General features: G+C 54.1%; 17 protein-coding genes and 1 pseudogene. 7 read left to right on the plus strand and 11 right to left on the minus strand.

From position 1 onward, the window contains the following. Positions 1–15: 15 nt before the first annotated feature. Positions 16–1,686 (minus strand): ABC transporter substrate-binding protein, encoded by a 1,671-nt coding sequence (locus tag ACI48J_RS14715; RefSeq protein ID WP_405078929.1) that lies wholly within the window; start codon positions 1,684–1,686, stop codon positions 16–18. A 265-nt stretch (positions 1,687–1,951) separates the two neighbouring features. Then, on the minus strand, positions 1,952–3,247 hold the full coding sequence (locus ACI48J_RS14720) for an MFS transporter (RefSeq protein WP_405078930.1): 1,296 nt from the start codon (positions 3,245–3,247) through the stop codon (positions 1,952–1,954). 174 nt (positions 3,248–3,421) lie between these two features. Between ACI48J_RS14720 and ACI48J_RS14725 the strand changes: the two genes are divergently transcribed. After that, entirely contained in the window at positions 3,422–4,243 is an 822-nt protein-coding gene (locus tag ACI48J_RS14725; protein WP_405078932.1) for an MBL fold metallo-hydrolase, read from the plus strand. Positions 4,244–4,540: 297 nt separating this feature from the next. Here ACI48J_RS14725 and ACI48J_RS14730 read toward each other — a convergent pair whose 3' ends face one another. The 5 genes and pseudogenes from ACI48J_RS14730 to ACI48J_RS14750 form a co-directional block, all read right to left on the minus strand. Continuing rightward, positions 4,541–5,716, minus strand: a complete 1,176-nt coding sequence (locus ACI48J_RS14730; RefSeq protein ID WP_405078933.1) for an MFS transporter — start codon at positions 5,714–5,716, stop codon at positions 4,541–4,543. Between the two features lie 854 nt (positions 5,717–6,570). After that, positions 6,571–6,861 (minus strand): annotated as a pseudogene (locus ACI48J_RS14735) (Gfo/Idh/MocA family oxidoreductase); the annotation flags it as partial. Continuing rightward, on the minus strand, positions 6,861–7,358 hold the full coding sequence (locus tag ACI48J_RS14740; protein ID WP_405078934.1) for a GNAT family N-acetyltransferase: 498 nt from the start codon (positions 7,356–7,358) through the stop codon (positions 6,861–6,863). The pseudogene ACI48J_RS14735 and the gene ACI48J_RS14740, both read right to left, overlap by 1 nt. Positions 7,359–7,424: 66 nt before the next feature. Beyond that, positions 7,425–8,642 (minus strand): 5-aminolevulinate synthase, encoded by a 1,218-nt coding sequence (hemA, locus tag ACI48J_RS14745; protein ID WP_405078936.1) that lies wholly within the window; start codon positions 8,640–8,642, stop codon positions 7,425–7,427. Between the two features lie 464 nt (positions 8,643–9,106). Continuing rightward, positions 9,107–10,003: a LysR family transcriptional regulator gene (locus ACI48J_RS14750; protein WP_405078938.1), complete on the minus strand. Its 897-nt coding sequence runs from the start codon at positions 10,001–10,003 to the stop codon at positions 9,107–9,109. A 134-nt stretch (positions 10,004–10,137) separates the two neighbouring features. Between ACI48J_RS14750 and ACI48J_RS14755 the strand changes: the two genes are divergently transcribed. Next, a complete protein-coding gene (locus ACI48J_RS14755) occupies positions 10,138–10,878 on the plus strand; it encodes an SDR family NAD(P)-dependent oxidoreductase (protein ID WP_405078939.1) in 741 nt (246 codons plus the stop codon). A 303-nt stretch (positions 10,879–11,181) separates the two neighbouring features. Here the strand turns inward: ACI48J_RS14755 and ACI48J_RS14760 are convergent, their stop codons facing one another. Both ACI48J_RS14760 and ACI48J_RS14765 read right to left on the minus strand, forming a co-directional pair. Further along, positions 11,182–12,006: an alpha/beta fold hydrolase gene (locus ACI48J_RS14760; RefSeq protein WP_405078941.1), complete on the minus strand. Its 825-nt coding sequence runs from the start codon at positions 12,004–12,006 to the stop codon at positions 11,182–11,184. 260 nt (positions 12,007–12,266) lie between these two features. Then, positions 12,267–13,259 carry a LacI family DNA-binding transcriptional regulator gene (locus ACI48J_RS14765; protein WP_405078943.1) on the minus strand — a complete coding sequence of 331 codons (993 nt, stop codon included), beginning with the start codon at positions 13,257–13,259 and terminating at the stop codon, positions 12,267–12,269. Positions 13,260–13,363: 104 nt separating this feature from the next. Between ACI48J_RS14765 and ACI48J_RS14770 the strand changes: the two genes are divergently transcribed. From ACI48J_RS14770 to ACI48J_RS14785, 4 genes are all read left to right on the plus strand, one after another. Continuing rightward, positions 13,364–14,692, plus strand: coding sequence for a DegT/DnrJ/EryC1/StrS family aminotransferase (locus tag ACI48J_RS14770; RefSeq protein WP_405083233.1), 1,329 nt, complete (start codon positions 13,364–13,366; stop codon positions 14,690–14,692). Continuing rightward, a complete protein-coding gene (locus tag ACI48J_RS14775) occupies positions 14,676–15,533 on the plus strand; it encodes an HAD-IIB family hydrolase (protein WP_405078945.1) in 858 nt (285 codons plus the stop codon). The genes ACI48J_RS14770 and ACI48J_RS14775 overlap by 17 nt, the downstream gene beginning before the upstream one ends. Before the next feature lie 62 nt (positions 15,534–15,595). Beyond that, on the plus strand, positions 15,596–16,651 hold the full coding sequence (locus tag ACI48J_RS14780) for a Gfo/Idh/MocA family protein (protein ID WP_405078947.1): 1,056 nt from the start codon (positions 15,596–15,598) through the stop codon (positions 16,649–16,651). Between the two features lie 35 nt (positions 16,652–16,686). Further along, a complete protein-coding gene (locus ACI48J_RS14785) occupies positions 16,687–17,886 on the plus strand; it encodes an MFS transporter (RefSeq protein WP_405078948.1) in 1,200 nt (399 codons plus the stop codon). 194 nt (positions 17,887–18,080) lie between these two features. On the opposite strand, the gene ACI48J_RS14790 is transcribed toward ACI48J_RS14785, so the two are convergent. Further along, complete coding sequence (locus ACI48J_RS14790) at positions 18,081–19,796, minus strand: ABC transporter ATP-binding protein (protein ID WP_405078949.1); 1,716 nt, start codon at positions 19,794–19,796, stop codon at positions 18,081–18,083. Between the two features lie 600 nt (positions 19,797–20,396). Here ACI48J_RS14790 and ACI48J_RS14795 point away from each other — a divergent pair. Then, positions 20,397–21,743 carry a lytic polysaccharide monooxygenase gene (locus ACI48J_RS14795; protein ID WP_405078950.1) on the plus strand — a complete coding sequence of 449 codons (1,347 nt, stop codon included), beginning with the start codon at positions 20,397–20,399 and terminating at the stop codon, positions 21,741–21,743. 152 nt (positions 21,744–21,895) lie between these two features. On the opposite strand, the gene ACI48J_RS14800 is transcribed toward ACI48J_RS14795, so the two are convergent. Next, the gene (locus ACI48J_RS14800) at positions 21,896–22,843 is read right to left on the minus strand and encodes a LysR family transcriptional regulator (RefSeq protein ID WP_405078952.1); all 948 of its coding nucleotides are present in this window, start codon (positions 22,841–22,843) and stop codon (positions 21,896–21,898) included. Between the last annotated feature and the right edge of the window lie 66 nt (positions 22,844–22,909).

The raw sequence follows: 22,909 nt of genomic DNA on the forward strand, positions 1-22,909 counted from the left end.
CCGGCTTCCCCCCCGTCACGATTTTTTCAGGCTTACATCGTAAAACAACGGATACCCCAGCGAATCGAATTTAAGTCCGCTCACGTTTTTCCCGGCTGCAACGGTGTACGAAAATACGTACACGGGGAATCCGTAAGCATTTTGGATGAGATACGATTGAACTTGCTTGTAAATCTCCGCCCGTTTCTTGGGGTCTTGCTCTCGAAGCCCCTCTTCCAGCCAGGCGTCCAGCTTGGGATCGGATTTGTGGGTGTGATTGTGCCCCCACTTTCCGTCTTTCGGAATGGCATTCGTGTGAAAGAAGCTCCGCAAAATGTCCGGGTCGCCCGAAACATTACTGACCCCAACCAGATCATTCGTCCCCTTGACCATAAGAGCTGTCGTCGTATCGGCCAAGATTTCCACTTCCACGGCGATTCCGGCTTTTTTCAGCTGCTGCTGGATCATCGCCGCAATGTCGTTGCGCTTCTCCCTGTTCGGCGACGCGTCGATGTAACGGATCGTCAGCTTCTTGCCGTTTTTCTCACGGATTCCGTCCGCCCCCTTGATCCAGCCCAGTCCGTCAAGCAGGCGGCCCGCTTCGTCCGGATCGGGTTTGAGCGCCCCTTCCAAGGAGGGATTGTAGCCAAGCACGGACGGAGTCAGCGGGGACCAGGCTCGCGTATACGTGCCCAGATACAGCGTTTTGACGATGGCATCGAAGTCGATCGACAGCTGGATGGCCTTGCGGGCCTCCAGCTCGTTCCAGGGCGCATGATCCTGATTGAGCATCAGCGTGTAGGGAATGCCCGAAGACTCCGCCTGGAAAAGCTGCACGTTCGGGTCTTTCTTCAAAGAGACGAAATTTTGGGGAGGCACCGTCTCTCCGGCCGAAACCTGCCCGCTTTGAACGCTGCCGATCCGGGTCGCCTCTTCGGGAATAATTTTGAATACCAGCTTGTCTATGTACGGTGCGCCTTTGTTGGCCGCCAGTTCCGGCGCCCATTTGTAGTCGGGATTGCGCTGCAGCGTGACGGCCGAATTCTCGGTCCAGCTCACGAATTTGAAAGGGCCGGTGCCTACCGGGTTTTTGGTAAGCTGGTCCTTGTATTTCTCGGCGGCCGCCGGTGAAACGATTCCGAGAAAAGCCTGGCTGAGCGAACTCAGAAACGCGCTGTAAGGCGATTTCAGCCGCACCTTTACGGTGTATTCGTCAACCGCTTCGGACGATTCATAAGGACCCAGCAGGGTAACGGCGAACCGGGATTTGGTAGCCGGATTCACGATCCGGTCGAAATTCGCTTTAACGGCAGCCGCATTAAAGGGCGTTCCGTCGTGGAACTTAACGTCCTTGCGCAGCTTGAACGTATATTCTTTGCCGTCGGGTGAAACCGTCCATTCTTCGGCGAGCCACGGTTTGATAGACTGATCCGGCAGCTGTACGACAAGGCTGTCGTAAATGGATCGCATAACCCGGTAATCGAGTGCGGCGGGCACGACATTCGGATCGAGTCCGGACGGCGATCCGGCGAGCGCGTACGTAAACGTGCCGCCTTGAACGGCGGACGGCTGCCCGGCTGCTCCGTTTTCAGAGGCCGGAGGGATTGCGCTGCCGGTATTCCCCGCGTTTCCCCCGCAGCCGGACACGAGCACGAGAATAAGTGCAGCCAAAACTGCCTTGGGAAAATTACGTCTGAATGAAATCATAAGTCCTCTCCATTTCATTAAGTTTAAGGCGCACTCGGCCGCCTCTCCCGGTGCCCGGCTTATTTTGCCCCACAAAAAAAGGAGACACAGCTTTCCTCCGGGAAAGGCCGTATCTCCAGTGACCTGGTCGATATCTGATTAAACCGATAATATTAGTATGTTATGATTATAGCCATCCCTCTTATTTCTGTCAATCCTTGGCAATCGGAACATGTAAATAAAGAAAGGACACTTCCTTTCGGAAGCATCCCGGTTAAATCGGCTGTTACCCGGCTGCCTGCTCGGCTTCCTCCACCGGCTTGAAGCGTTCTTTCCCGAAGAACACGTGAAACAGAATACAAATCACGGTATAAACGACGGCCGTAATGCTGAAAGCGTAGGCGTAGCCGTAGTAAGAACCGTACGTCGCCACAAGTCCCATGCTGACCGGAGAGGCCAGAAACCAGCCCAGATTGAACATCGCTTCCCCAGAGCTGGACGCGAGTCCCCGCATCGATCGGTCGACATACTTCATTTTGATCGTGCTGTAAAAAGGATTCGCCGCATTCATAAGCGCCTGTCTGAACAAGTATCCTACGCTGGCCAGTGTAAAATTAGACGAGTACGCCGTAATCAGCAGAAAAGGAATCGAGCTCAGCTGGAGCAGGACGACCGCTCTCGCTTCGCCGATTTTGCGCGCAATGGCGGGACCGAGCAGGAAAGCAAGCGCGGTCGCCCCTTGACCCAGCGACACGATGAAGCCGATCATCGTTTTGGAGGCATCGAACCTGTCCTCGAAATACACGTTCAAATAAGGCACGATCATCCCGCCCGCCGTCGAAGACAGCAGACTCAGAAACGCAAACAGCCCGATAATCTGCAGCGAAGACTTGTGCCTGGATGCCGTTTGCCGCCAGCCGGGTTTAAGACCGGCCCTTTTATCCTCCCTTTCGTCTTTTTCTCCGGAAGCTTCCGATGTATACAAGAGCACGGGAACGAGTCCGAGCGCCATCGTCCCGACCCCGATCAGCAAAGTCGTTCTCAAGCTGAGCACTTCCGAGATGCCGAAGGCAAACTGGAACATGTCCGTTAAAACGCCGCCCAGCATATTTCCCGCCACGCTTGCGAACATACTTAGCGCCATGTTGAAGCTGAACAAGTGAACCCGCTGCCGGGGCGTCGAATTGTTGGCCATAAAAGGAATAATCGTAGCCGATACGACCGCCTGCGACATTCCGCCGAGAAACGAGGTGACGAGCAGGGCGTTTTTGAATTCGAAAAGAGAGCGGGCCGTGAGTGCCAGCAGCACAAAAAAGAGACCGGCGGATACGATCCGCTTGGGCCCGAATCTGTCGTTCATTATTCCCGCCGGGATTAATATGATTGCGGATGCTATGGCCGTCATCCCTACCAACTGTCCAACCATCGTCTGATCGTAGCCAAGAGCGCGGACGTACAAATTGTACACGAGCCCGAACATGCCGAGACCCGTATTCCACACGAAAATAAACACGAAAAAAAGACGAATGTTCCGGCTGTATTCGAGCAGTTGGGTTTTCCATTCGTTGAGAAAGTTCGTCATGCTCCTAGCATAACTCATTTCTAAGGTAAGCGGTATCTTTTTTCATCCGGCGGTGAATAAAAGGTTTCTTGCAAAAGACAAGCCCATCCGGTTTCATTCTCCGCCTCTGGGTGCTACAATTTCTCTTAAATGCCGGGCACAAATCGCCCGTGGAGCAAGGAGATTGTGAAACGTATGATCCAATACCAGAGCGGACGTGTAACTGTCTTTCAAAGCGCGATATACAAAACAACCTCGACCGTAATCGTGACGGAGGATCTCGTCTTGATCGCCGATCCGAACTGGCTGCCCCGGGAGATCGAAGAAATCCGGCGGCATGTCGAAGCCGTGCGGGGCGACCGGCCGGTTTACGTGCTGTTTACCCACGGCGATTTCGACCATATCATCGGATACGGGGCGTTCCCGGGGGCTGTCACGATCGGAAGCGAAGGGCTGCTGAACCACGCGGATAAAGAAAAAAAGCTGGCTCTCATCACTTCGTTCGATGCCGGCCACTATATCGACCGGGGCTATCCCGTGGAGTTCCCGCATGTTGATATCGTTGCGGCCGGAAACGGGCAGGTGTTCCAGCTTGGAGAAACCCGCCTGACTTTCTATCTCGCACCCGGTCATACGGCTGACGGGCTGATGACCGTGATCGAGCCGTTAGGCATACTGATCGCCGGGGATTATTTGTCGGATTTCGAGCTACCCTTCATTTATGACAGCGCCAAAGCATATGAACGGACGTTGGACACTGTCCGGCACATTTACGGCGCCCATAACTTGGAGCTGCTTGTTCCCGGACACGGGCAGGCGACCGGAGACGTCAGCGAAATGGAGCGCCGGCTGGAGCTCGCGGACCGGTACCTCGCAAGCCTGATCGGGGCCGTTCGGGCTGACGACGGCGACGCTCTGCTGGCGCTCCGGGACGCGCACGCTTACCGGTCCGCCTTTACGGACGGCTGCCACGACGAGAACGTCCGGATCGTCCGGAGCGAGTACGCCGGCGGCTAGCGCGGACGGCTGGCCCGGACGGCTGGCCCGGACGGCTGGCTCGGACGACTGGCTCGGACGGCTGGCTCGGACGGCTGGCCCGGACGGCTGGCCCGGACGACTAGCGCGGACGACTAGCGCGGACGACTAGCGCGGACGACTAGCGCGGACGACTAGCGCGGACGACTAGCGCGGACGACTAGCGCGGACGACTAGCGCGGACGACTAGCGCGGACGACTAGCGCGGACGACAAAAAGACCTTTCATGCCACCGAGCGGCTGAAAGGTCTTTTTGCATTCGCGCTCACGCGATCCCGCTCACGACTGGATCTTCTCTTCCCGGCCGGCTTTGGCGAAGCCCCGGCTGCGCGAGACGATCCAGATCTGCCCGAGCAGCGCCGCCGCAATCAGCGCGCCCGCCGCTATCGGCAGCTGGCCGGGGGCCAGCCCCGCGAGCAGAACCGCGCCGCCAAGGGCGGAGCCTACCGCGCTGCCGAGATAATTCGCGGAGCTGTTCAGCGCCACGGCGGCCGGTCCGTGTTCAGGCTGAAGGACGAGGAGCACATGCTGCTGCGGAGCTTGAGAAGCCCAGCCTGTCGCTCCCCACACGACGAAGGCCACGAAAGCGGCAAGCGTGTAGTGAATCCCGGCCGGAAGGACGAAGACTGCCAGCGCCATCAAAGCCAGAATTACGGTCATCAACAGCCCTGGGCGTCCCGTACGGTCAATGAGCGTCCCGATGGAAAAGCTGCCGATGACTCCGCCGATTCCCCACGCCCACAAGTACGGCGTGATCGCCTGGATGTCAGCCAGATCCTGCAGAACGGACGCCACATACGTGTACAGCCCCAGACTGGCGACGCTCGTAATAAACGTAATGCCTACAGTTGCGGCAACGCGTCCGTTCGTCATCATGGCAAGACGCTGAGGCAGGGACGGCGGTGCCGCAGCCGGAAAGTTCGGAAACCAAGCGGTAATGCCGATAATCGCGACGACGCCGAGCGCCGATACGGCCCAGAGCGTTCCCCGCCAGCCGATCTGCTCGGCAATGAGCAGCCCTACGGGGACACCGATGACCGTCCCCATGCTCATTCCTCCCAGCGTCATGCCGAGCGCTCTCCCCCGTTTCTCGCTGGAAACAAGGGCCGCCGCAGCTGCCGCCGCCAGCGGCGAATACAGGCCCGCTCCGATCCCGGCAATCGCGCGGGAGAGAAGCAGAAGCGTATAGGTCGGCGCAAGTGCCGTGCCCGCGTTGGCCAGCGTGAACACGACGAGCGCCAGCAGGAGGATGCGCCTTACCGGCTTGCCGGCCAATATCGTGGCGAATACCGGCGCCGCCAGAGCGTAGCAGAGCGTAAATACGCTTACGGCCTGACCGGACTGCGATGCGCTGATGGCAAAGTCCGATCCGATTGCCGGAAGCAGACCCGCCACCACATAGGCGTCAAAGCCCAACGCGAACATGCCGATGGTAAGCAGTAAAACTTTTTGCATGGAAATCTCCCTCGCTTATCTTGTTCGATGGTAAACCCGGAAGCTCAGCCGAGGCGTTCCCAGTTCGTTTCATCATTGAAAAACTCCCGCTCGGAGCCGACGACATATTGCACAGGACCGATTGTCCTCGCGTCCGCGTCGATCGTATTGAGCAGCTTCTGGAGCTTCAGGGAACTTGGCAAATCCGCGAAAGGCTGGGAAGGCTCCGCCCCTGAAGCGGCAAACCCCGCAGCATCGCCGACGAGCCGGATTAACTTGCGGATCGTATTCAACTCCGGACGGCTTTCGTCGATTTCCGTCTTGAGATCCACGATAACGCGTTCTCCGGTATTCGTTTTTTCCCAAATCCGTAAATAATCGATATCCCAGACCGGCGTGTCAAAAATCATCGTCGCGAAAATCAGCTTATTCGCCGGCGAGGCGAAGACGAGATCAACCTCCCGCTTGCGGAGAATATTGACGAAGCTGCTGTAGCCCGTCACGACGGCTCCCGCCAGATTGGCGGTTATCGCCGCACTGTCCAGCACGGCCGTTCCGGAAATGGAGAAATCGGAGCGGATGCCCTGCAGATCCTTCAACTCCAGCTCCGCATCTCCGCCGCTCACCCACTGCACGAGATCGAGCGGATGAATAATTTCGCTGATCACCCCGCTTGTCGGCCTGTGGTCGTTAATCCGGTCCTTTCCCCAGTAAAAGTTGGCGCGTACGAGACGCAAATTATGATCCTTCACATACTGCTTCAACGTGATCGAGGCATCCGAATACCGCTCCACTAGGTCCAGAGCGAATCCCGAGGTGTGCTTCAAGGCGGCCTCCACCTCTTCGAGATCGTCCTGGGGATGCACCAGAGGTTTCTCGCAAATAACGAATCCCCGGTAGCCCCGGAGCTGTTTGATCACGTCGATATGATATTCGTCGTTTACGCTTACGACGACTACGGCAGGCTCGAATTCTTTCAGTGCCGTCTCTATGCCGGAAAAATACCGGTAGCCGTTCGATTTCGGGCTGCGGTTCACATAGGCGATCTCAACGGGTTCATTTCCCGTCACCGCCGGGTCCAGATTGGAGAAGGCTTGCGAAAAGCGGGTTCCCGCATAACCCAATCCGATAATTAGTACGTTCATGCGCTTCCTCCCGGAAATCATTAAAATTCTTTAATCAGAAGATCTTCCCCCGATTCCGAAAAGCCCAAATTCTCATACAGCCGCTTGGCAGAGGGGGTCGTCTGGAGCGTTACCTTTCCTACTTCGTTGGCACGGAACCAGGATAAAACATAATTCATAATCCCTGCGCCCAGTCCGTGGCGCCGATTGTCCGGATGAACGACCACAGTCTGAATCCAGCCGACTTTACCGTTCAGACAGCCTTTCATCGGCGCCCGGTCGTCGATAATGCCGATAGCGCAGGCGCAAATTCGTTCTTCGTCGTCCAGGCTCGCCGCCGCCACGAGTATGCGGTCGTTTCCCTTCAGATTGGCTCGGAGCCAATTCCGGTACTCCGACTGCCAGGCGAGATCTTCTTCCGCGGAGCGGGAGACATAATGCCCTTCGCCACGGCTGAGCAAAATTTTACGGAGCTCCACAAGCTCTCCTATATCTTCGAACGAAGCCCTTCTTATCCGCAGGGTAAGACTCGTATTCATGCCGATTCACTCCCGTTTCTTCTGTTGGCAGGCTGACGGAACCGACCTTTCAACCGGAAGATCGGGTCAGGCTTTCAAAGCCAGCGTTTTGATATCGAAATACTCGAACACTTCGGTTAAGGCGTTTACCAGTTCGTAGATGTGCTTTTCCGAATGATTCGGAGTCACATTCACCCGGAACCTTTCCGTACCGACCGGTACTGTCGGCGAGTTAATCGGCTGCAGGTAAACATGATGCTTCTCCAGCAGTCTGCGCGCAGCCAGCTTGCATTTCTTCGCCTCCCCGACCAGAACGGGAAGAATATGCGTCTCGCTGGATTCCATCACCGGAATGCCGGCCTCTGCCAGCGCATTGCGCAGCAGGGCTGTCTTGGCGTGAAGTGCGCCGCGCTCCGCATCCGAATGTTTCAAATGTTCCACACTGGCATAGCAGGCCGCTACTACGGCCGGAGGCAGAGACGTTGTGAAAATGAAGCCCGAAGCGAAGGAGCGCACACTGTCGATCAGCGGTGCCGAGCCCGTTATGTAGCCACCGATAATCCCGATGCCCTTGGCCATCGTTCCCTGGATAAAATCGATAGAGTCCGCTGCGCCGAGCTGGGCCGCGATTCCCGCCCCGCGCGGTCCGTACATCCCGATGGCATGTACCTCGTCGAGGAACGTGAGGGCTTTGTATTTTTTCGCTAGCCGCACGATTTCACGGATCGGCGCGATATCCCCGTCCATCGAGTACACCGATTCGAACACGATGATTTTGGCCCGGCCGCTCGGTTGGGCGGCCAGCAGTTCTTCCAGATGCTGCACGTCGTTGTGCCGGAAAACGGCTTTTTCCGTTTTGGAGCTGACAATTCCGTTAATGATGGAAGCATGATTCAAAGCGTCCGAGAAAATGATGCTGTCGGGAAAAATGCGCGCCAGGCATTGAAGCGTGGCGTCGTTGGAGCCATAGCCCGTCGGGAATACGAGAGCCGCTTCTTTGCCGTGCCATTCCGCCAGCGAAGCTTCCAGCTCCGCATAATAGTGGTGGGAACCTCCGATATTTCGGGAACCGCCGGAGCCGGCTCCGTACAATTCTATCGCCTTGTGCATCGCTTCGATAACAACTGGATGTTGAGACATACCGAGATAATCATTGCTGCACCATACGACCACCGGGTGATCTCCCTGGTTATCGACAAGAGCCATAGGGTATTTTGTCCGCAGCCGGTTAATGGTGACAAACTCGCGATATTGGCCGCTTTCCTTCAATTGGTTCAATTTGCTTTCAGCAATTTCCGTGTACATCTTTCATCCCTCCAGTTTCATGATTTGTATATTTTTATATCATGTGGAACTCCTATCCAATTAATAGTATAGGTTAACTCGGATATAACAATCAAGAGGTTTTTTGTAAATTTGTACAATTCTGTCAATTATATTTTCCATTCAAAATGCTTAGACTGGGAAAAAAACGAAAACAATAATTATACAAAGGTTAATACTCTGCTTCTTCAATCTTAACGTGACAAGATTACAAGAGCTTTTTCGGAGAATTAACTTTTCGTTAATTTCCAGGATAATGGTTAATTCAGGGCGATCCCGGCCCTCCTTCCGGTTCGGGGATCTTAACGAACGTCCGCTCTTCGGGCCCCGGTGACTTACACCCCCTCGTAAACCTCCCGGAGGAACAGGAAAAACAAAAAACACCGCCCGTCGGTGTTTTTTTGCTTTGACGAATTATTGAAGGCAAGCCGGAATGAAAAGGAGTGTCATCCCTTTTGGCGGGTAAACTCGTGCAGCAGAAAGTCGTACAAGTTCTTTCCCGCTCGCTTTAGCGGCAGATCAGCCGATCTGCAAATCAGGCCGCACGTCATGTTGATACCGCCGCCCTCCATGGGTAGCGCTAACGTGCCTTCCGGCAAGGGGTCGAGCACCATCCTCGGGACAAGGGCCGCACCGAGGCCTTCGGCGACATAATGTTTTAGCGCGGACATGCTGCCGATCTCCATCGTATCCGGCGGAAAGCTTCCCTCTTCCCGGAGCGCCGTCTCCAGCTTTCTGCGGTAAGGACACGACTGCGCCGTAATAAGCAGACGGATTTCGCGCAGCCGACCCAGCGTCACCGAGTCCGATCCCGCCCGGGCCAGCGCGTGATCTTTAGGGACGAGCAGGAGAAACTCTTCCGTAAACAGAGGCTCGAAATGGAGCTGAGCGGCCGAATCCGGGAACGAGCCTAAGCCGAAGTCCAGCTCGCCTTTAAGGATTTTATCCGTCAAAACAGGCGTTCCTGCTATCTCAACGGAGATTCGAATATGCGGGTACACCTCCGTAAAACGCCGGAGCAGTCCGGGAAACTGGTGACTGGCCGTCGGCTCCGTAACGCCCACCCTTACATGCCCCGCCTCGCCCGACGCAAGATCACCCAGCGTTTTTTGCAGCTGCTCCATGTTTTTCAGGATCGGAATGCTTTGTTCATAAAAGAGGCGGCCCGCTTCGGTTAACGCGATTTTTTTGCCGCGTTCGAACAAGAGCACGCCCAGATCGCTCTCCAGCTTCTGAATCTGGGTAGTGACGGTAGACGGCGAATAAGCCAATTCTTCGGCCGCGCGGGCAAAGTTTCCGTGTTCGACGATTTTTTCGAAGGATTTTAACGTTTTGAAATCCAACAGGCGTTCCTCCTCCCAATTCATTCAATTATTTTGAACGATTCCTTCAAAACATTCAAGTATATGAAATCGTTTGTTTCCTTTAAACTGGATACAGAGAGCCTGATTTGAATTCCTTGAAGGAGTGATCGTACATGAACATGCAAAATAAAGTCGCCTGGGTAACGGGCGGGGGTACCGGCATCGGCAGGGCGACCAGTCTTGAACTGGCCAGAAGGGGCGCCATCGTCGTCATCAGTTACTCGCAATCCAGAGAGGATGCGGAATCCTCCGTGCGGATGATTGCCGAAGAAGGCGGATGTGCCGCCGCATTTAAAGCGGATGTGACCCGCGAAAGCGAAGTCAGGGAGCTTGCGGAACGGATTGCCGCCCGGTTCGGGAGCATCGACCTGCTTGTCAACAATGCCAGCGTCACCCGGCATATCCCGATGAGCGATTTGGAAGCGGCCACGGAGGAAGTTTGGGATGAACTGTATGCGGTCAATGTCAAAGGCATGTTTACCTGCGCCAAAGCCGCCGCTTCCCTGATGAAAAAGAGCAAAAGCGGCGCCATCGTCAATGTCGGCAGCATAGCCGGACTAACGGGTCTCGGCTCCTCCATCCCTTACGCCGTGTCTAAGGCAGCCGTCCACGGGCTGACCAAATCCCTGGCCCAAGCGCTTGCGCCGGAGATCCGCGTGAACTGCGTCGCCCCGGGCGCGGTGGCGACACGCTGGTGGAAAGGCCGCGAAGAAACGATGAACGCTCTCATCGGCAAACTTCCGCTCCAGCGGATTGCGACCCCCGAAGACATCGCCCAAATCATCTGCTCCCTTCTGGAGCAGGAGGCGGTTACGGGGCAAATTTTGACGGCAGATGCCGGGCAGACCTTGTAGCTTTGGAGTTCCAGGCTTCTAAGGAATCATATTTAAAGGAAATGGATTGTATCGGTCCACTAAGCTGAACATAGTTTCAGTCCCGGACTATCCTTTAAGTTCATTAAATCAGGTCATTTACTGTGTGAGCGCTAGATAAAAAAAGATCATGGCACCTATGTCCATGATCTTTTTGGTTAGAAAAAAACCTTTGGATTTTATAAGAGACCCGGTATTTCCAATATTTTACCAGGAATAATTTTCCCAAGGTAATCATGTATAGACAAGAAGGTATCCATAAAAGTATCTGTACCTTCTCCGCGGTTATTGCTGATTGATACGTGTAAACATCGCATTGATAGCGCCGATTACCGCTTGCGGCTTATTCAATTGAATATAATGGCCGGAGTCAAGGGTGGTGTGAACAACGTCGTTGGATAAGGCTGCGATTTTGTTTTGCAAGGAAGCCCATTTGGTTTCGTCGAACAAGCTGCCCGGGTTTTGCTCATTGCACAAACCGTGGCAGTTAGCGGAAAGAACCGTGATCGGTATGTTACGAAGTGCATCTTGTGCATTCAGTTGACGAATTTGTTGATCAATTGTCAACCAGTCGGTCCATGTAAATTCGTCAGAGTTCTCAAGGTCACCGTGGATAAGATCTTCTCCGTATTCTTGAACTACATCTTCGTGAGTGGAATCAACAAAGATAATGCCAGCTACTTCACCAGGATATAGAGCAGCGAAAGTACGAGCAAACACGCCGGAAATGGAATGGCTAACAAGCAGGTACGGGCCAGGAATATTTGCGTTATGAAGTAAGGCGTGAAGCTGAGTGGCTTTTGTCACACCGTCCTTGGCAATGTTAGCGTCATCATCGGATTGACCACGACCGGCACGGTCATAGGAAACGGTCAATGTGCTTTGAGCGATTTGTTGTTGTACATAAGCTGTTTGCCATACCGTATGGTCATCACCGGCGCCGGAATCGAATACCACAGTCGGTTTACCAGGGACAGATGTTCCTTGGACGTCGATAAGAAGATCCAATCCGCTGCCAACATCAACTTTGGATGTTGAAGCGAACGCCGTTGATACGGACAATAAAAGACTGAACACCATGAATAGAGCCATTCTGGAAAAACGTTTCATGATTTCACATTCTCCCTTGTATTTGTTTTTTGGGTTGGGGTACTGCGGTGCATTTGCGCTTCGAACAATTGAATAACCATCTATTCATTTAATAAAAGGATCTGAAAATGAAGATTATGGAAGCAATAAACAATGGGTCCTATTCTACTGAATCAACAGACCCACTATCGTCTTCTTCCACACGGCAAGAGAAACACATTTCCCTCCGGGTCAGCGTCTTTCCTCATATATATCTGTAAATCTAAAACCTAAACACCGCCTCATGTCGACTCCCGTACCACCAAGGCTGTCGGGAACAGAGTGACTTCGCGCTTCAACGGGAGCTCCTCCGTCAAGCAGGCAAGAAGCCTCGTAACAGCTTCCCGTCCCAACTGCTCCACCGGAATGTCGATGCTCGTAATGGTCGGCGTCGTTACTCTGCAGATCGGCTGATTGTCGTATCCGATGACGGCCAAATCACCGGGCACGCTATATCCGAGATTCACAGCCTGTTTGATCAACCCTGCCGCAACCTGGTCGCTCCCCGAGAAAAGCGCGGTCGGTTTCTTCTCCGGCAGATGGTGAATCCGGTTCATAATACGTAGGCCGTCCAGGATCGAAAAGGCCCCGTCAAAGATCCACTCCTCACGATAAGGCAGGTTGTGGTCCGACAAGGCAGCCAAATACCCCTTCTTCCGCATGTTCTGCGCTTCGCTGTTGGCCGTGTCGAAGCAAAAGCCGATGTCCCGGTGCCCTCTTTCGATCAGGTGCCGCACTGCGGTATATCCGGATTCGAATTCGTTGTAGCACAGAATGGGGACCGGCGCGGTTTCATGAAACTCGTTGCACATGAGGATGGGGCCACGCTTCAGGTAAGGGGCGATATCGTCCCACATGTTCTCCAGTGCGCCAAGAATGATCCCGTCCACTTCCCTATTCTGGAGAAGCTTCATCAATTCAAGCTCGTTTTCTTTACAATAGAAGGTTTGAAATACGCACACCTTGTAATTGAATTCCAGCGCCTGCAGCGATATTCCCTTGATCAGGCCCGCAAAAAAAGGATGGTCCGCCTTGGGGACGGAGACGGCAAGTAATTTCGAGCTGTTGGTGCGCAGCCCTCTGGCCAAAAAATGCGGCGTGTAGTTCATTTCTTCAATAACCCGTAACACTTCCCTCCTTATCTTCTCCGAAACATACGGATGGTTGTTCAAAACCCTCGACACCGTGGATGTCGACACTTTGCAGAGCTTGGCGATCTCTTGTATCGTAGGCATGGATTTTCCTCCAAAAAATGTCTTGACCTGTCATCGATTTCATAATTTACGATAAAGGCGGGTAGGAAATTTCAAAAAATTCAGGAAACGGAGGAAAAACCGTGCTGACCACCAAAAACAAATATCGTGGAACAAGCAAGGACTATCTTCATCTGTTAGATCGCATCAAAACAGGTCGTGACGTAGAACCGGATTGCTTTGAAAACCATTTGGTGAACGATAAGTTAATAGAAAAATTATACATTTTAAGGAAAGAAAATACAATTAATACTTGGATTCGCTCTCTATTCCCCGCCCTCTCCGAATTCCCCGGCAAAGTCGACTTCCTGCCTCTGAACAGGCTGATCTCTGCAGAAGAGGTGGAAGCGATTCTGGCGGTAATGAGCGAGGTACTCCCGACAGGGCAATTCACCAGCGGCCCGTATGTGAACCGCTTTGAAGATATCTTGTCGGGCTACCTGCAAAAAAAATATGTCGTCGCCACCTCCAGCGGGACGGATGCAGCGATGGTGGCGCTTCTCGCATTAGGCCTTCGCCCCGGCGATGAAGTTATTATGCCGGCCAACAGCTTTGCCGCAACCGAAAATGCCGTGCTTGCCGTAGGCGGTATCCCCGTCTATGCGGATATTGATCCGCAAACTTATACGCTCGACCCCGCAAGCGCGGAAGCGGCCGTCACGCCCCGGACCCGGTTCATCCTCCCGGTGCATTTGTACGGGAAGAAAGCGGACATGGCAAGTCTCCGTGAGCTCGCGGACCGCTACCGCCTGAAGATTGTGGAAGACGCCTGCCAGGCCATTGGCGTAACGGAACTCGGTCGGGAGGGGGATGCCCTCATCCTGAGCTTCAATCCCTACAAGAATGTGGGGGTGTGCGGAAAAGGAGGCGCGATAGCGCTCGACGATGAAGAAGCGGCACGGCGGTGCCTACAGTACAGCTATCACGGATTCGAGGTTAACGTCAAGAACCGGAAAGTAAGAGACTTTGGATTCAACAGCCGTATGGATAACCTGCAGGCCGCCATCGGGATCGAGCGGATGAAGCATTTGTCCCTCAATAACTTCAAACGGCTGGTTTTGGCCGACCGGTACCGCGAAGGCTTGCAATCGCTGGCCGACAGCGAAAAAATCCGTCTACCCGGCTCGTCGGACGATCATGTCTGGCATCACTTCCCCATTCAAATCCTGAGCGCAGACCGGGATCAAGTGCGGCGGGAGCTGATGGACAAGTTTTCGGCCGAAACCGATATCTACTATCCCGTACTGTCCCATAAGCAGGACACTCCGTTCGTGAATGCCCGCTATGCGGATGCGAGGCTTCCGCAAACGGATCTGACGCACAGCCGGCTTTTGCATCTGCCCATGTATCCGCATTTGACTTGGGAAGAACAAGACCATCTGATGGAGGGACTGCGACGTGTTATCGGCGTATAAAGACAGCTTCATCCGGCTGGAACATCCTGTGAAGCCCAAGCACCTTGTGTTCTGCGACTTTGACGAAACTTATTTCCCGCATGTCCTGCTGGACGATCACCGCAGGGAGCTGGAAGAGCTTGAAGCGTTCATTGAACGGAAAAGCCGTGAGGGAGAAGTGATGATCGGCTGGGTCAGCGGCAGCAAACTCGAGGATATTTTGCGTAAAATGAGCGGAGGGAAATTCAGGATCTTCCCTCACTTTATTGCAAGCGACCTCGGGACGGAGCTGACCTATGTGACTCGGGAACGTTACGGCACGAGGGATGAGCAGTGGGACGAGCGGCTTGAAAACAGCGGTTTCTCCGAAGAAGCGGTCAAAACGCTGGTCCGGGAGTTGTCTCAAGAGTACGACGTGGACCTGACCCCTCAGACCCAGCTGGGCAGCTCCCGTTTCAAGTGGAATTTTTATTATAGGCAAAGGGAACCCTTCACGGATCTGCATGCGATAAAACACATCCGCGATTTGGCCGGCCGGTACCGGGTAGACGTCAATATCAACCGGTGCAATCCGTTGGCGGGCGATCCTGAGGACTGCTATGATGTGGACTTCATTCCGCTCGGGACCGGCAAGGCCGAGATCGTGCGCTTCATGTTGGAGCGGTACGGCGTTCGACCCGAGCATGCCTTTGCTTTCGGCGACAGCGGGAACGATCTGCTTATGCTCCAGGCCGTCCGGCACGGCTACCTGGTTCATAACGCGACGGAGGAAGCCAAAAGCCTGCATCCCCTGGTCTCCGAAGGGGCTTATGTGAAAGGCATTCTTCATGTATTAAAAGAACACCTGCAAGAGGGAGCGTGACGATTCGAAGACCTTGTATTTGATCAGAGAGATAATCCACGGATAAGGGAGAGAAAATCAAAATGATCAAGATTGGTATTATCGGAGCCGGGAATATTGCCATGACGCATGCCAAAGCACTGTCAACGATCAAAGAAGCCGTACTGACAGGCGTACATGATATCCATCAGCCCGCAGGCGAACGATTCACGTCCACCTTCGGGGGACAGGCCTTCGAAAGTTACGAGGATTTGCTGGATTCCTCGGACGGCATTATTGTCGCTTCCCCTAACTTCAAGCATAAGGAGCATGCGCTGCAGGCCTTGGCTGCCGGTAAGCATGTCCTGTGCGAGAAACCGATGGCCATCACTCTCGAGGAAGCCCAGGTGATGCGGGACTATACGGAGAAGGCCCATGCCATCGCCATGATGGGATTCAACTACCGGTATCTGTCATTCGTCCATATCCTGATGGATTTCATCCGCAACGGCGGACACGGCGGCATCATTTCGTTCAATATCTCCTTTAAGAAAGACAGCGCTCTGAGAAAAAAAACCTTCACTTGGAGAGACAGCGAAGCCAGCAAGCAGACTAGCGGCGCCCTGGGCGATCTCGGCATACACTTGATCGACATGATCTGGTATTTGTTCCGTTCGGATTTCCGTCCCGAATCGATCCGTGTCAAAATGGCCACCCATGTGAAGGAAAAAGAAAACAGGGAGGTCCAGGTCGACGACTATTCGGAGATTCTGGGACAGCTTCATAATCAGGTGTTCATTCATATGGTTACCTCTAAGAGCACGGTTCGCGAGGAATGCGGGTTTGGCATCGAGGTCATCGGACACCGCAAAAATTTCCATTATCACACCCGCAATCCACTGAGCTATACCATCACGGAAGGAATCTCGTCCGCAACCTTCGATCTCCCTCCCGCATTATTGACGGACCCGGCAGGCGAGTTTCACGGATGGGCGGATTCATTCCGGATCGAGCAGATGGCATGGGTGGATGCCATTCTCCGGAAAAGCCGAATGGGTCTGCCGAGCTTTGCGGACGGATACCGTTCTCAAGCTACGCTGAATCTGTTCTTCGAAACACATGCGAAGGATCTTTCAGGCACGCTTGTAATGCAGGCCTAATCCCCTGATTGCCTACCGCAGATTGGAGGCCGACGATGCGAATCGTCCTTTGGATGGGCTGCGCCTTTTATTTTCTGGTTGGCGTCGTTCATGTGTTCATCGGCAGTTTGTCACCTCATTTTTTTGCACGCTACGACATTGGGGCCCAGGAAATCTCAGTGATCCTGTCTGTGCAGTTTATCGGGTTTCTCATCGGTGTCCTCTTCTCTCCCGTTCTATCCAAGAAAATCGGCCCGTTCGTCGTCATTACGATCGGACTGAGTATGGTCGGGGCCGCCTTGGCGGGCTATCTGTGGATCGACAGATGGGAATTGCTCTCTCTGACAGGGTTCCTGATCGGATACGGGGCAGGCACGCTGGAGACGACCGTAGGGGCTTTGATCATAGCGCAGGGGGAAAACGGCAAGGCGGGGATGGCGAAGCTGGAGGTGTTTTTCGGCTTCGGAGCCCTGCTCTTCCCCATCCTGATCCATGTGCTGGCCGGCGAAGATGTGGTTCCCTTGGTTCTGTACTCCCTGCTCAGTACGATTGCCGTGCTGCTGGCGGCTTGGGTGTCCTTGATAGCAATCGTCCGGCCGAAGCAGCGGTTTCCGCAGCCCGAAGAAGCCGGAAGCGGGACGGAGGAGCTATTCCCGGAAAGCGGATTGATGGGGGGAGAAAAACGCAGCTTGGGCCTGCTCATTCTGTTTGCCTTCGTTTATGCCGGGATCGAGACCAGCTATGCGAACTTTTTGCCTTCACTGATGATTGTCGGCGGATTTGAGTCCTACAGCTTGATCGGAGTTTCCGTATTCTGGGCTTCGATGGTTATCGGACGAACCGTGCTCGCCGTTAAAGGGAAGAAGATTCCGCCTCTGCCGATGCTGCAAATTTCCGCTCTGTGTCTGATTTTACTTTTAGGCGTGTTCCCCTTTCTTCATGATGCAATTCTGGCGCTGGGGGTCATTTTTCTAACGGGCATTGCGGCATCTCCCCTGTTTCCGGTTGCGATTACATTTGCGGCTTCCGTGAAGCGGGGTTATGTAGATGAGGTGACAAGCTACTTTATCGCTGCCGCGAGCTTGGGAGGATCGCTCATTTCGCTTCTAATCGGCTGGAGCTTGGTTCTGGAGGAGCTTTCGGTTACGCTGTTTCTGTTTGCCGGACTGGCGCTGCTGCTATGGTTCATTTCTTTCCGGCTGAGAGTCACCGGGATCAGCTTCTATAAGCATGCAGGCAAGAGCATGGACCGCTAAGGTTCATGCTCTTACCCTTGTCGGAAAGCCGCTAGCCGATCCCGGCGATTCAAACGAGCCGATCCCATAAGAAAAAGCCGCTTAAAAAGCGGCTCATACTTGTTAGTGTGGCTGTGTTCCGTTCAAAACACTCTTGCCGGGCTTACTGTCCGGCTGCTTCATTTGTTGCCGCAAGGCTTCCCGCACTGACGGCGTCAAACGCCGAACTGCGCTTTGTGCAGGTCGCTGTAAATACCTCCGGCGGAGACAAGCTCCCTGTGGGAGCCTTCCTCGGCTACTCCCCGTTCGGTTACGACGATGATGCGGTCGGCGTTCTTGATCGTGGCGAGCCTGTGTGCGATAACAAGAGTCGTCCGCCCTTTCGACAGCTCGGTCAGCGATTGCTGAATCGCCAGCTCCGTAGCCGTATCCAGCGCCGAAGTCGCTTCGTCGAGAATGAGAATCGGCGGATTTTTCAGGAAGATTCTGGCGATCGCGAGACGCTGCTTCTGCCCTCCGGACAGCTTGACGCCTCTTTCGCCGATCACCGTCTCCATTCCGTCCGGCTGCTTCAGAATAAATTCTTCCAGCTGGGCCTGCCGTGCCGCTTCCCAAATTTCTTCCTCGCTCGCTCTCAGCTTGCCGTAGGCGATGTTTTGCCGGATAGTGCCTTCGAACAGGTACACATCCTGCTGCACAATCCCGATCTGGTTACGCAAAGATTCCAGTGTCATATCCCGGACATCCATGCCGTCGATGCGGATAGCGCCGCTTTTGCAGTCGTAGAACCGGGGAAGCAGACTGCTGATCGTCGTTTTCCCCGCACCGGACGGCCCTACAAAGGCGATGGTTTCCCCGGCCCGAATGTTCAGGTTCAGCTTGTCGAGAATGTTCTTCTGGTCGTCGTATCCGAATGTAACCGAATCGAAGACAATGTCGCCCTTAAGCTTATCCACGCTTACCGCGTCCTTGCCGTCCGCCACATCGGGTTCCGTGTCGATGATCGAGATATACCTTTTAAACCCGGCAATGCCTTTCGGATAGCTTTCCAGCACGGCGTTGATTTTCTCGATCGGACGGAAAAACACGTTGGACAGGAGAAGGAACGCGACAAACTGGCCGTACGACAATTCGCCCTGGATGACGAAATAAGTCCCGCACAGCATAACGAAAAGCGAAACGAAGCGCATCATCATGTAGCTGATCGACATGCTTTTCGCCATCAGCTTATAGGCAAGCAGTTTCGTCTGACGATACTGCTGGTTGGTTCCTTTGAACAAATTCTTTTCGTATTCTTCGTTCGCAAATGCCTGGACTACGCGGATTCCGCTGATATTGTTTTCGACCCGGCTGTTAAATTCGGCCACATTGCCGAACAGCCTTTCATACGTACGGGTCATTTTTTTGGTAAAATAGATGGCAAACCAGGCAAGCAGCGGAATGACAATAAACGTAAGCAGGGCCAGTTTCGTGTGGATCGAAAGCATGAGCAGGAAAGCTCCGATCAAGGTCATAATGGCAATGAAAACATCTTCCGGGCCATGGTGGGCAATCTCTCCGATTTCGTTTAAATCGTTAGTAATTCGGGTCATGAGGTGACCGGTCTTGTTATTGTCGAAGAACCGGAACGAGAGCTTCTGGATATGATCGAACAGTTTCTTCCTCATATCCGTTTCGATGTTCACCCCGAGCATGTGGCCCCAGTACGTGACGACGTAATTGAGGACCATGTTCAATAAGTAAATCGCCAGAAGAGCGATGCAGGCCCAAGTGATCAGGGACCAGTCCCCGCTTGGAAGAAGTTTGTCCAGAAACAAGTTCACCGCAAGCGGAAAGCCAAGCTCGAGCAGCCCCGCGATCACGGCACAGCCGAAATCCAGAATAAACAGTCCTCTGTAAGGACGGTAATAAGCAAAAAAACGTTTAAGCACTCCTATCCCTCTTTCTTTCTCTATCTTTTAAACCGCGATGCGCAGACCTGTCTAATATTGTAGTCCAAACCTGCCGAACAACAAAGATAAAATTCGCTTTTAATCGAACCTTCCTGCGTTCCGAGCCTTTATCTATGAATAAATTTACTAAATCTATGAAAATAAGGGTTGTCAAATTTTAGCATAGATTGTATGATACGGGTATGATCTTTCGAGATAACCGACTCTGTCTTCCCGGTCCCAGTTTTTTAACCTCAATCTTGTAAGCGCTTAAACCCGTTTGAGCCGCGCCTCGATAATTGCCTAGCCAACCTGCCATTGACCCCGGAATACCGGTCAACACTGCCTGCTCCACCTTCTGCATCTTGCACGCAAACTCTTCCAAGCACCCGGTTTCCGCCTATTCTCTATGTATATAAGCTCCCAGGAGTTTATATAAATCCACCTCTTTTAAGGAGGGATAGCCTAGCGTTGCCCCGCGAAATTTCCGTTCTGCACGTTGCGCAAGCACAGGAAGGAGATGGTCAGGACTGCCGCTGCCAGGATAATGACTTTTCAAGCCGTTCTCTTAGCATTCCCCATTAAAAGGAGGCCAATTATATGTCAACTGTTCGTATCTCCCGCTCTGTCACGACCCGGATTCTGTTTGCCGCCGGATTGTCCCTGATCCTTGCGTTCTGCATGCTTTTACTCGCTCAAAAAGCATCCGCCCACGGCTATGTCGAATCGCCGGGCAGCCGGGCTTATCTCTGTAAGCAGGGTACCAACAAAGACTGCGGAGCTGTCGTTTACGAGCCTCAAAGCCTTGAATATGCTAAAGGCTTCCCGGCTGCGGGCCCTGCCGACGGTAAAATCGGAAGCGGGGGCGGAACTTTCCCGAAATTGGACGAGCAGTCCGCAACCCGCTGGAGCAAAGTGAACATCTCCTCCGGTACAAACACGTTCACTTGGAAGCTGACGGCCGCCCATGCGACGACAAGCTGGAAATATTACATTACCAAAGCCAACTGGGATCCGAATTCCCCGCTGACCAGAAGCTCTTTCGATCTGACGCCGTTCTGCTCCGTGAACTATGGCGGCAAACAGCCGCCGTTCTCTTACTCCGATACTTGTAACGTTCCGGCCAGATCAGGCTACCAAGTCATCCTGGCTGTCTGGGAAATCGCCGATACGGCGAATGCTTTCTACAACGTGATCGACGTTAATTTCGGCGGCAGCAATCCTTCCGACACAGTCGCTCCGACAGCACCGTCCGGCGCAGCCGCGTCCAACGTGACGACAACGGGCGCTACTCTGACTTGGGGCGCTTCGACGGATAACGTCGGTGTAACCGGGTATCAGATTTATAACGGTTCCACGCTCGTTACGACAACAAGCGGATCCGCTACCTCTTACAATGTAACCGGCCTCACTCCGAATACGGCTTACACCTTTACGGTGAAAGCCGTCGATGCGGCCGGCAACACTTCTCCGGCCAGCAATTCGGTTACGTTCACGACGGGATCTGCTCCTGTCGATAACCAGGCGCCAACGGCACCTGCCGGTCTGACTGCAGGAACGGCTACATCCTCGTCGGTTGCCTTGAGCTGGAATGCCGCAACCGATAATGTAGGCGTGACGGGATACCGGATCTACAAGGGTACAACGCTTGCGGGCACGGTTTCGGGCTCGACGCTTACGTATACCGTGTCCGGCTTGACGCCGAGCACCGCTTATACGTTCACAGTGCGGGCGATTGACGCCGCCGGCAACGAATCCGCTAACAGCAACGCGGTGTCGGTAACGACAGCGTCCGGCCCGGCGGTTGCCGCTTGGGCGGTCAACACGGCTTACACAACAGGCAATCTCGTGACGTACAACGGCTCGACTTACGAGTGCCGTCAGCCGCACACCTCGATCGCAGGCTGGGAGCCTTCCAACGTTCCGGCGCTGTGGCAGCTGAAATAAGCGGCTCGACCTCAAAAACCGATTTCCGGATCTTTGCCGGAAATCGGTTTTTTTACTTGTCGATGCGCGCGATCCGGCACTGTCTGTCAGAGGAACGCCTCTTGCCGGAACAGCCCCGGCATGCCGGCCCTGACCGGACCGTAGGGGCGAATTCACGAACCCGCGGGCTGGTTGTCCCCTAGGTCTGAGCCCGAGACTGAGCTCGCTTCCGGCGCTGCCGCTGCAGGATTTTGCCCCATGCCTGTCCCCTCGCTCCGCAAAAAATCCAGAAACCGCTTGAATGCTTCCGTTTTAAACAAATCCTTCCGGTAAATAAACACGACGTTGATTTCCCGGAATTCCTCCGGAATGGGATGCAGGTAAACCTCCCTGGCTTGAACGATTCTGCTGATCGACGAACGGGGAAGCAGCGAGACGCCAAGCCCCGCCGAGACACCTCCGATGATGGCCTCCAGGGTACCGAACTCGATCATGTGACGGGCCTCGACGCCCTCCTTAACCAGCAGCCGCTCGACTCTGTCGCGGTGGGAGCAGCCCGAACCGAAAAACAGCAGAGGCTTCTTCAGCAGCTCGGCAAGATTCGTTTCTTTGGGCTCCGAAATCAACACCAGTTCTTCCTCGAACGCGGGTTGGCATTGAAGCTCTTCCTGTGAAACCGGTCCGTATACGAAGGCTCCGTCCAGCTCGTAATCTTTGATTTTGCGGATAAGCCGGTGCGAATCGGAGGTGATCAGCGAAAGCTCGACCTCCGGATACAGACCGTGATACCGGGTCAGCAGCTGCGGCAGGTGGATGGCGGCCGTCGTTTCGAGAGAGCCCAGCCGGAGCGGGCCTTTCGGAATATCCGTCGCTTGGGCGGATTTCACGGCTTCTTCCAGCAGAACCACAATCTTATCGGCGTACCCGAGCAAATTTTGACCGGCCGCCGTCAGCCTCATCCCTTTGCTGGACCGGTAGAACAGCTGCGTGCCCAGTTCCGTTTCGAGGAGCTGGATCCGGTTGGTCACATTGGACTGGACATAATTCAGCCTATGCGCCGCCTTGGTGATGCTTCCCTCCCGGGCCACCGTACGGAATATTTTCAAATCACCGCTCTCCATCCGGACCTCCCTGACTTTCCATTAGTGAAATCGATACCTTTGTTCATTTCTAATGATTTTACTTGA

Origin of the sequence: Paenibacillus chitinolyticus (genome assembly GCF_045038035.1) — a bacterium.
Classification (GTDB): domain Bacteria; phylum Bacillota; class Bacilli; order Paenibacillales; family NBRC-103111; genus Paenibacillus_F; species Paenibacillus_F chitinolyticus_A.